The 10229-nt window shown below is 46.6% G+C and carries 9 protein-coding genes and 1 riboswitch; of the genes, 8 read left to right on the forward strand and 1 reads right to left on the reverse strand.

Annotated features, from left to right (window positions below; genetic code table 11):
• Window positions 1–2 precede the first annotated feature (2 nt).
• The 7 genes from HMPREF0240_RS00655 (at window position 3) to HMPREF0240_RS00690 (ending at window position 7753) form a co-directional block, all read left to right on the forward strand.
• On the forward strand, window positions 3–851 hold the full coding sequence (locus tag HMPREF0240_RS00655; protein ID WP_009001530.1) for an L-ribulose-5-phosphate 3-epimerase: 849 nt from the start codon (window positions 3–5) through the stop codon (window positions 849–851).
• The gene (locus tag HMPREF0240_RS00660; RefSeq protein ID WP_035312176.1) at window positions 832–1908 is read left to right on the forward strand and encodes a hypothetical protein; all 1077 of its coding nucleotides are present in this window, start codon (window positions 832–834) and stop codon (window positions 1906–1908) included. The genes HMPREF0240_RS00655 and HMPREF0240_RS00660 overlap by 20 nt, the downstream gene beginning before the upstream one ends.
• Window positions 1909–2285: 377 nt before the next feature.
• Window positions 2286–3713, forward strand: coding sequence for a CapA family protein (locus HMPREF0240_RS00670; RefSeq protein WP_083806090.1), 1428 nt, complete (start codon window positions 2286–2288; stop codon window positions 3711–3713).
• 87 nt (window positions 3714–3800) lie between these two features.
• Window positions 3801–4373, forward strand: a complete 573-nt coding sequence (locus HMPREF0240_RS00675) for a GNAT family N-acetyltransferase (protein ID WP_009001533.1) — start codon at window positions 3801–3803, stop codon at window positions 4371–4373.
• A gap of 94 nt (window positions 4374–4467) precedes the next feature.
• A riboswitch (SAM riboswitch) is annotated at window positions 4468–4565 on the forward strand.
• 144 nt (window positions 4566–4709) lie between these two features.
• Window positions 4710–5897, forward strand: coding sequence for a methionine adenosyltransferase (gene metK / locus HMPREF0240_RS00680; RefSeq protein WP_009001534.1), 1188 nt, complete (start codon window positions 4710–4712; stop codon window positions 5895–5897).
• A gap of 115 nt (window positions 5898–6012) precedes the next feature.
• Complete coding sequence (locus tag HMPREF0240_RS00685) at window positions 6013–7068, forward strand: HAMP domain-containing sensor histidine kinase (RefSeq protein ID WP_035312471.1); 1056 nt, start codon at window positions 6013–6015, stop codon at window positions 7066–7068.
• Entirely contained in the window at window positions 7061–7753 is a 693-nt protein-coding gene (locus HMPREF0240_RS00690; protein ID WP_009001536.1) for a response regulator transcription factor, read from the forward strand. Before HMPREF0240_RS00685 ends, HMPREF0240_RS00690 begins: the two co-directional genes overlap by 8 nt.
• A 109-nt stretch (window positions 7754–7862) precedes the next feature.
• Here HMPREF0240_RS00690 and HMPREF0240_RS00695 read toward each other — a convergent pair whose 3' ends face one another.
• Window positions 7863–8747, reverse strand: a complete 885-nt coding sequence (locus HMPREF0240_RS00695; RefSeq protein ID WP_009001537.1) for an AraC family transcriptional regulator — start codon at window positions 8745–8747, stop codon at window positions 7863–7865.
• A 138-nt stretch (window positions 8748–8885) separates the two neighbouring features.
• Here HMPREF0240_RS00695 and HMPREF0240_RS00700 point away from each other — a divergent pair, with 138 nt between their 5' ends.
• Complete coding sequence (locus HMPREF0240_RS00700) at window positions 8886–9938, forward strand: uroporphyrinogen decarboxylase family protein (protein ID WP_009001538.1); 1053 nt, start codon at window positions 8886–8888, stop codon at window positions 9936–9938.
• Window positions 9939–10229 lie beyond the last annotated feature (291 nt).

Genomic DNA, 10229 nt, shown 5'->3' on the forward strand with positions numbered 1-10229 from the left:
TTATGAAAGGATATACGCTTGGGCTTTATGAGAAAGCAATGCCCGGCAGCTTGACGTGGAAAGAAAAATTAATGGCCGCTAAAAGCGCCGGTTATGATTTTGTGGAAATCAGTATTGATGAGACGGATGAGAAGCTGAGCCGGCTGGATATGAGCGGCGAAGAGCGGCTGGAGCTGGTCCGTCTGATGGCGGAGACGGGAATTCCGATCCGTACCATGTGCCTGAGCGGGCACAGAAAGTATCCCCTTGGAAGCAATGACCCGGAGGTCTGCAAGAGGGGAATGGAGATTATGCAGAAGGCCATACAGCTGGCCGATGACCTGGGAGTCCGGATCATACAGCTGGCGGGCTATGATGTATACTACGAAGAATCCAGCCTGGAGACGAAAAAACGTTTTCTGACAAACCTGAAAAAGGCGGTTAATATGGCGGAACGAACCGGTGTGCTTCTGGGGTTTGAGACGATGGAAAATGAGTTTATGAACACCGTGGAAAAGGCGATGAAGTATGTGACCCTGGTCGGCTCCAGCTATTTGAATGTATATCCGGATATCGGAAATATAACAAATGCTGCGGACACCTATAAGACGGATGTTCTGGAAGATCTGTACATTGGAAAAGGACATCTGGTGGCAATGCATCTCAAGGAGACAGTGCCGGGCAAATTCCGTGAGATTCCTTACGGCACCGGCCATGTGGATTTTAAAAGTGCGATCCATACGGCGTGGGAACTGGGAATCCGCAAGTTTGTTACCGAATTCTGGTACACAGGAAGCGCTGACTGGGAACAGGACCTGAGATCAGCAGGCGAAATGTTTAAGAAAATACTGGATGACGAGGAAAGGGGATAAATATTTCGTGAAAGCATGCAAGAAAGTAATATCTAATCTTACGAAGTGCTATTCTATAGCACCTCTCAACTATAATGGAAATGATTATTTCCTGGTAGCTGCTGAAAAAGTAGACAGATGTATCCTGTTTGATCAGGAGGGCCGTGAAGTGGACACTGTGTGGAGTGAACCCGGCGGAGTCATGAGTATGGTGCAGGTACCAGGAACAAACGGCCAGTTTCTGGCAACGCACAAATTCTACTCTCCGAATGATTCAAAGGAAGCAAGAATTGTCATAGTGACTCCAGTTTCAAAGGGAAACTGGGAAGTCAGGACTCTTGCGGAACTTCCGCACGTACATCGTTTTGATATCGTAGAGCGAAACGGCATAAGATACCTGATCGCCTGTGCCCTCAAATCCGGCCACGAATATAAAGACGACTGGTCCATGCCCGGCAAGGTATACGCAGCCGTACTCCCTGATGACCTGAGCGGATTTGACCAGGATCATCAGCTGGAACTGAAAGTTATCAAAGACAACATGCTGAAAAACCACGGCTATTACCGTGTAAATGACCAGGGAACCGACACTTGCATCATATCCGCGGACTGCGGAGTATTCCAGTTTATTCCGCCTGAGGCAGCAGAAGGCGAATGGACGATCCATACTCTGCTGGACACTGCAGCAAGCGATGCCGTCCTGATCGACATGGACGAAGACGGGGAAAAAGAACTGGCAGTCCTGTCCCCGTTCCACGGCGAGAAGATCAGCATTTACAAGAGAGAAGACGGTGTATTCAGGCAGGTCTACGGTTACGAAAAACCCGCAGAATTTACCCATGCTATCTACGGCGGAAATCTGCTGAACCACCCGGCCCTTGTCGTAGGACACAGAAAAGGCGAGAGAAACCTGATTGCCTTTACTTATAATAAGGATACAAAATCCTACCAGTCAGAAGTACTGGATCAAGATTGCGGTCCTGCAAACGTATACCACTTCATAAAAGATGGGGAAGACATTCTCATATCCGCTAACCGCGAAACAGATGAAGTAGCAATGTATCAGGTCGTGGAGTGACCTGGCGAACGCCTGACGGGGGTGCTTACACTTCACGGAATTGCACTGCGGCCATGAGATATTGTGATTCGGAATTCAATGTCAATCATTTAATGTTACATGAAGTGTTATTGGCAATTGAGTATTAAATACTGGAACTATAAGGAGAGAGGATGTATATTACACCCCCTCTCTTTATAGTTTTTAAGCTTTTTTGCCAGGAGTTGGGGGTTGACTTTTTCAGGGGAGTGTGGGATTGTTTTTATAGAGTTATTGCCCGCTTTGTTATTGCGGGTAAGAGATTTTCAGAGGAGAAGGATACTGGATGGAGTAGAATTCTGCAAGGCGGCCGGGCGCTGCAGAGCGGGATTGGAATTTACGGAAAGAGGATTTGAGTGATGGGCAGTGACAGGTATGATGTGGAATTGCGCAGACAGAGGCAGGAGAAACGGAAACGGGAAGTTCGGCGCAGGGTGGCTGTTTTTGTCGGGTGCCTGGCTGTTGTGATTGTCCTGGCTGTGAGTTTGGGAGTCAGGGGATATCGGCGGCGTGTGGCGGCTAACGAACTGGAGAGCGGAGTGAAGGCTGTTCAGGCCTGTTTTGAGAAAAGCTTCGGCGGGAGTGAGGAAGCGGTTCCTGTCTCGGCGGAGAGTGGGACTGCAAAGAAGAAATCTTTTGGAACGTGGTTTATGGAAACTTACTCCGGAGAGCGCGGGGATATTTTGAAGCGGATTCAGAAGGGAAAGATTTCAGGAGAAGAGATTTATGCGGCCGTGGGGGAGACGATGCATGTACTCAGGGACCGGTATAACGGAAAACTGGAGGATGCCGGGACTGCCCGGGCGGAGGGGATTTATCTGCGGGAAGGAAAAGCGGATCAGGCGGAAGTGGTGATTGCCGGGGACTTGTGTTTTGCTGAGGATGGATTTGTACTGGATCATTACGATACAGTGAATGATCTGTCTCAGTGTATTGCTCCGGAGATTTTGAAGACGTCCAACGATGCAGATATTTTTTATCTGAATCATGAATATTCTATCAGTGACAGAGGCGAGCCCCTGGAAGGGAAGCTCTATACATTCCGGGCAAAGCCGGAGCGGATGGGGCTTCTGAAAGAGATGGGAACAGATCTGGTGTCACTGGCGAATAACCATGTTTATGATTTTGGTAAGGATGCCATGATGGATACAATGGATCTTCTGGATCAGGCGGAGATACCTTATGTGGGCGGCGGCCCAAATAGTGAGGAGGCCAGACGGCCGGTTTATTTTGTTGTAAATGGTATGAAGATCGGTTTTGTAGCGGCTACAAATGCAGAGATTGTATATTATACCCCGAAAGCGGAAGCGGATTCGCCGGGAGTGCTGGAAGCTTATGATACTGCAGAATATAACCAGGTGATTTCGGATGCTGCAAAGGAGTGCGACTATCTGATTGCCTATATACACTGGGGGCCGGAGGATACCAATACTTATGAAGAATACCAGCATAATATGGGCGCTGAATTTCTGCAGGCAGGAGCTGACATTGTGGTAGGCGGGCATCCGCATGTGCTTCAGGGGATTGAGTACATAGACGGCAGGCCGGTGGTTTACAGTATGGGAGATTTCTGGTTTAATGATGAAACAAAATATACAGGGCTTCTGAAGCTGGATATTACACCAGAGGGGCTGAAAGAGATGTCCTTTGTGCCATGTCTGCAGACGGGATTTACAACGCAGTATATCAGCGATCAACAGGAACAGGCTGCATTTTATGATTTTCTGGAGGGACTTTCGCCGAATGCAGGCATAGATGAAAATGGTGTGATAACAGAAAAGAAATAATGCGGCAGAACATGATTTCAGGGAGAGATAGGATAGGGCCTGCGAAATACAGGGCCTTATGTAGAAGTATAAGGACGAGGCAGAAGGATGGAGAAAGAGAAGTTTGTGGTCCGTATGGCGGATATCAGGGATGCACAGGAGATGTTGGATATTTATGTGCCGTATGTAAAAGAAACGGCTATTACATTTGAATATGAGCCTCCGTCAGTGGAGGAATTTTCTGCGCGGATCGTAAGAACACTGGAAAAGTATCCCTGGCTTGCGGCCGTGGATAACGGACGGATCGTGGGATACTGTTATGTATCGCAGTTTAAGGAACGGGAGGCTTATGACTGGTCCGTTGAGACGACCGTATATATCCGGCCTGAAGATAAGGGCAGAGGGATTGGCAGGCTGTTATATGAAAAGCTGGAGGAGATACTGAAAGTGCAGCATATCCTGAATTTGAACGCCTGTATTGCCTATCCCCACCCGGAAAGTATCGCATTTCACGAAAAGATGGGGTATAAGACAGTCGCACATTTTCATAAATGCGGTTATAAACTGGGGGAATGGTATGATATGGTGTGGATGGAAAAGATGCTGGGAGAACATCCCGATCGGCCCCTTTCGGTCATACCCGTGGGAGAGATAGAAACAGAAAAAATACTGGAAAAATGAAAAAACTATAAAAATAACGTATGCGTATTGACATTTTACGCAATACGGTGTAAGGTTTTTAGTATATAGTAAACAATTTAATAAAGCAAGCTTTCTCTTATTCAGAGCGGTGGAGGTACAAAGGATCTGTGAAGCCGCGGCAACCCCTAACAAGGAAGGTGCCAACCTGAGCGAGTAATCGAACAATAAGAGGATTGATTTATGTGATATAAACAGTCCGCTTCTTGTGGGCTGTTTTCTTATGTATTATTTTATGAAGAAAACAACTCCAGAGAGAAAGTGCTGATTCGGATTGCAGGAAAAAGCAGTCCCTACAAATCAAGGAGGAGAAAGAGTATGGAAAAATTATTATTCACATCAGAATCAGTAACAGAAGGACACCCGGACAAAATGTGCGATCAGATATCAGACGCTGTCCTGGACGCATTGCTGGAACAGGATCCGATGAGCCGTGTGGCATGCGAGACCTGTACAACAACGGGACTTGTTCTGGTTATGGGAGAGATCACCACGAATGCCTATGTGGACATTCAGAAAATCGTGCGTGAGACCGTAAGAGAGATCGGCTATACGAAAGATAAGCTTGGCTTTGATGCAGATACATGCGGAGTGCTCACGGCAATTGATGAACAGTCCGTAGATATTGCACTGGGAGTGGATAAAGCTCTGGAAGCAAAAGAGAATAAGATGTCAGACGACGAGATAGAGGCAATTGGCGCCGGTGATCAGGGAATGATGTTCGGTTATGCATCAGATGAGACAGAAGAGTATATGCCTTATCCGATCGCAATGGCACATAAACTGGCATTACAGCTCACAAAGGTGAGAAAAGACGGAACGTTAACTTACCTGCGCCCGGATGGAAAATCACAGGTCACGGTAGAATATGATGAAAACAATATGCCGAAGAGGCTGGAGGCAGTCGTTCTGTCCACGCAGCATGATCCGGACGTGACACAGGAGCAGATTCATAAAGACATCAAAAAGTATGTATTTGACGAGATTATTCCGGCAGATATGATAGACGAAAAAACCAAATTCTTTATCAACCCAACAGGGCGCTTTGTTATTGGCGGACCACACGGTGACAGCGGTGTGACAGGACGTAAGATTATCGTGGATACATACGGCGGAATGGCACGTCACGGCGGCGGTGCATTTTCCGGAAAGGACTGCACAAAAGTAGACCGCTCCGCTGCGTATGCAGCCCGCTATGCTGCTAAGAACATCGTAGCAGCCGGTCTTGCAAAGAGATGTGAGATTCAGCTTTCCTACGCAATCGGGGTGGCACAGCCAACATCCATCATGGTCGATACATTCGGAACAGGCAAAGTAACGGAGGATAAACTGGTAGATATCATCCGTGAGAACTTTGATCTGCGTCCGGCCGGCATCATCAAGATGCTGGATCTGCGCAGGCCGATCTACAAACAGACCGCAGCATACGGACATTTTGGACGCAATGATTTAAATTTACCATGGGAAAAGTTAGATAAAGTTGACGCATTGAAAAAATATCTGTAATATAAAGGTATTAGGTGCGTTAATAATATGAGAAAGCAGGCACCTTCGGGTGCCTGCTTTTTTCAGAAAATTCAGAAAACGGAGGGCAAAGGGGTCAGACCCCTTTGAGGAAATCATGAAGCTAAAAACAAAACTGGTTATTGCATTTATGACGCTGATGATTCTGTCAACGCTTTTTACTACGGTTGCGGTGCATACGTTTGCCCCCAGGGAGATCGGCGAATACCAGCAGCTGTATCTGCTGGTTGTCTTTATGACGGCTGCGCTGCTGATTTACTGGATTTACAGGACGGTGTCCGTTCCGCTGGCGAAGCTGCAGCGGGGGGCCAGGAATATCAAGGAAGGGAATCTTGATTTTGAGATTAAAAGTGAAACGGATGATGAGATCGGGCAGCTGTGCCGGGATTTTGAGGAGATGCGTCTGCGTCTAAAAGCGAATGCAGAGGATAAGATTGCATATGATAGAGAGAATAAGGAATTGATCAGTAATATTTCACATGATCTGAAGACTCCGATTACGGCGATTAAAGGCTATGTCGAAGGGATCATGGATGGTGTGGCGGATACGCCGGAAAAGATGGACAGATACATCAAAACAATATACAATAAGGCTAATGAGATGGATCTGCTTATCAATGAGCTGACGCTGTACTCGAAGATCGATACGAACCGTATTCCTTATAATTTTACAACCATATCGGCCAGGCAGTATTTTGGCGACTGTGCGGACGACCTGTCTCTGGAGTTGGACGCAAAAGGTGTGGAATTCACATACCGCAATTATGTGGAGACGGATTCAAAGGTGATTGTGGATCCGGAGCAGCTTCGGCGTGTTATTAATAATATTGTGACAAATTCCCTGAAATATATGGATAAGCCAGCAGGGAAGATTACGATGAGTTTAAAGGATGTGGGTGATTTTATCCAGGTGGAACTTGGGGATAATGGAAAAGGAATCGCCGCTAAGGATTTACCGTATATATTCAACAGGTTTTACCGTACGGATGCTTCACGGAATTCTTCCAAGGGCGGAAGTGGTATCGGACTTTCCATCGTCCAGAAGATTGTGGAAGAGCATGGCGGTAAGATTTGGGCGACCAGTGAGGACGGGGTTGGAACAACAATGTATTTTGTAATTAGAAAATATCAGGAGGTACCGTTGGATGAGTAAGAAAATTTTGATTATCGAGGACGAGGAAAGCATTGCTGACCTCGAGAAGGACTACCTGGAGCTCAGCGACTTCGAGGTGTCCGTGGCGAATGATGGAGAGATAGGGCGCAGGAAGGCTCTGGAAGAGGATTTTGACCTGATTATCCTGGATCTGATGCTGCCGGGAGTGGACGGTTTTGAGATCTGCCGGCAGGTGCGTGACCAGAAGAACACACCGATCATTATGGTATCCGCAAAGAAGGATGACATTGACAAGATCCGGGGTCTGGGCCTCGGAGCAGATGACTATATGACAAAGCCATTCAGCCCGAGTGAGCTTGTGGCGCGGGTAAAGGCACATCTGGCACGTTATGAAAGGCTGATCGGCAGTAACGTGGAAGAGAATGAAATCATAGAAATAAGAGGGCTTAAGATCGATACAACTGCAAGACGTGTGTGGGTGAATGGAGAAGAGAAGTCCTTTACCACGAAGGAATTCGATCTGCTGACATTCCTTGCAGGGCATCCGAACCATGTATATACGAAAGAAGAGCTGTTCCAGGAGATCTGGGATATGGAATCAATCGGAGATATTGCCACAGTCACGGTGCATATCAAGAAAATCCGTGAGAAGGTGGAGTATGATACCTCCCATCCGCAGTATATTGAGACGATCTGGGGCGTGGGGTACCGGTTTAAAGTCTAAAAGGAAAGTTTCACTGAAACTGCAGAAGTATACTGCACGACCTGAACAAGTCGATAAACTGTTTTTTTGTTTTGCTAAAACTACAGTCTCTGCTGTTCGGTATGAATCCTTATAATTCTTCTTCCCTGCACTTTTTCAGAAATTCAACCGGTGTATATAACGTATACTTCTTAAAAACAGTGGAAAAATAGCTGCTGGTCGTAAAATTCAGAAGCATTGCAGTCTCGGTTACTGAGTTCCCTTCCCGTAAAAGCGTTTTTGAATATTCGATTTTCTGCTGGTTAATAAAATGTCTGGGAGCAATGCCGAGCTGTTTTTTAAACTTCTGTTTGAATTGCGAGCAGGACAGATTTGCCAGGGAAGCCAGTTGATCCAGAGACAATTCAGAAGTTATATTTTCCAATATATAGTCCAGCACCTTTATGATATCCGTAGAGAGCTGCGAAGGTTCCTTCTGGGAGTACATAATAATGAGATGAAGAAATAATTGCAGGAGGGAGCTGGTCAGCTGTTTATCAGCGCCCTCCAGTGCCAGTTCAAAGGCCCTTTCCATCAGCGGGAGGGTCTTTTTGATTTCCGTACGGATCACATGACGGGGGATGGCTTTCAGCTTCACAATCAGGTCATGTGCAGCTTCCTGGTTCAGGAATAAAAAATGATTCTCATCGCTGATATCAAGCTGGAACCAGTAAAGCTCGCCGGTTGTAACGGGAACCTGGTTGGTGCCGTGTACCTCATCCGGGTGGGAAACGAAAACTTCTCCACCGGAGAAGGGATAATTTTCCTCCAGAGTAGAAAAAGAAAAAGTCCCCTGGGCCGGCATGGAAAATTCGAAAGCGTCATCATGGCAATGCCAGGTAAGAGAAGGAATCGCATTATAAAGCACGTGATGTCCGAATATGCGGACGCCGGGAATGTGAAGCTCCTGTTCGGTCAGCACCACCCTGTCCTTAGTATAGAGATAGTCATCATGCCAGATTGGAAAAGAATCCATAACAGCCCTCCTGATAAAGCGTGTATTTAAATTTGTACGTTGTATGCAATTGGTAGCAGTACAATTTTAGAAATTATATAATACGGGAAAAGAGAAGTCAATATTATCAAAAAAATTATAATCAAGGAGGAATAAAAAATGTTTGAACCGGATTATCGTAATATCATGAACAGCGCATGGAACAGAGAGGCAGAGAGGCTGCCGCTATATGAACACAATGTAGCCCCTGACAAGATCGGAGAGATTACAGGTGTGGATATGCTGTCCCTGTTCGAGGGAGATGACAAAGACATCCATGAATTTTTCCGTGTATACTGCAACTTTTTTAAAGATCACGGATATGATGTCGTGACTTTCGAGAACTGTATTGGCAAGATTATGCCCGGCGCAGGCGCACTGGGAGACAGCCGGGTGATACCGGTTATTCAGGACGAGGATGATTTCAAGGCATACCCATGGGATGAGCTGGAAGAGCGTTATTTCCTAGAATATGGAAAATATTTCGGTGCACTCAGGGATGAGATGCCGGAAGGGATGAAGGCAATCGGCGGTGTTGGAAACGGCATTTTCGAATGCGTGCAGGATCTGACAGGCTTTGAGGGACTTTGCTACATTGCAGCAGACGATGAAGAATTATATCAGGCGCTGTTTCAGAAGGTAGGGGAGACAAACTTAAGAATCTGGAAAAGATTTATGAAAGAATACGGTGATATATACTGCGTTCTCAGGTTCGGTGATGATCTGGGATATAAGAGCAGTACGATGCTTTCCACAGATGATGTCAGGAATCTGATTTTACCGCAGTACAAACCAATTGTAGACCTGGTACACAGCTATAAAAAGCCATTTCTTCTGCATTCCTGCGGCAGGATATTCGATGTAATGGGAGACCTGATAGAGAAGGTTGGGATTGATGCAAAGCATTCCAATGAAGACCAGATTGCCCCATTTCCGGTCTGGGTGGAAAAGTATGGAGATAAAATCGGTAATTTTGGCGGTGCTGACGTAGATGTGGTATGTAACTATTCGAAACCAGAACTCAAAGAGTACATACTGGATGTTATTGCAAAGAGCAAAAATCATGGAGGGTTTGCCTTCGGGACTGGGAATTCCATTCCGTCTTATGTCCCGGCAGAAAGCTATCTGAATATGATTGAGATCGTGCGGGAGTACCGGGGGGACTTCAAATAGGGATTTAGGCAACGAGCTTCAGTCTCGTTGACGGACGGGGACGCTTAATGACAGGGATGCCGGGGAGGTACTGGGGCTGTATATGCCGTTGCGAAATGCACCCGTGCGGTCAAGTGCTTCTAGAACCCCCGCTGCCGGACAGACGGGTACGCTGAACACATCACGGGAAATCTGATGATTTCCCGCGCTGGGTTCAGCAAAAACTTGATTCGGTGATCAAGTTTTTCCCCGTCTGTCCGGCAGCGGGGGTTCAAGAAGCACTAAACCACACTCTCAGCATTCTCGCAACGG

Source organism: Clostridium sp. D5 (assembly GCF_000190355.1).
Lineage (GTDB): Bacteria > Bacillota > Clostridia > Lachnospirales > Lachnospiraceae > Faecalicatena > Faecalicatena fissicatena_A.

Excerpts from the sequence above, each read along its gene's own strand:
- HMPREF0240_RS00655 (WP_009001530.1), top strand. The coding sequence starts at position 3 with ATGAAAGGATATACGCTTGGGCTTTATGAGAAAGCAATGCCCGGCAGC.
- HMPREF0240_RS00660 (WP_035312176.1), top strand. The coding sequence starts at position 832 with ATGACGAGGAAAGGGGATAAATATTTCGTGAAAGCATGCAAGAAAGTA.
- HMPREF0240_RS00670 (WP_083806090.1), top strand. The coding sequence starts at position 2,286 with ATGGGCAGTGACAGGTATGATGTGGAATTGCGCAGACAGAGGCAGGAG.
- HMPREF0240_RS00675 (WP_009001533.1), top strand. The coding sequence starts at position 3,801 with ATGGAGAAAGAGAAGTTTGTGGTCCGTATGGCGGATATCAGGGATGCA.
- metK (WP_009001534.1), top strand. The coding sequence starts at position 4,710 with ATGGAAAAATTATTATTCACATCAGAATCAGTAACAGAAGGACACCCG.
- HMPREF0240_RS00685 (WP_035312471.1), top strand. The coding sequence starts at position 6,013 with ATGAAGCTAAAAACAAAACTGGTTATTGCATTTATGACGCTGATGATT.
- HMPREF0240_RS00690 (WP_009001536.1), top strand. The coding sequence starts at position 7,061 with ATGAGTAAGAAAATTTTGATTATCGAGGACGAGGAAAGCATTGCTGAC.
- HMPREF0240_RS00695 (WP_009001537.1), bottom strand. The coding sequence starts at position 8,747 with ATGGATTCTTTTCCAATCTGGCATGATGACTATCTCTATACTAAGGAC.
- HMPREF0240_RS00700 (WP_009001538.1), top strand. The coding sequence starts at position 8,886 with ATGTTTGAACCGGATTATCGTAATATCATGAACAGCGCATGGAACAGA.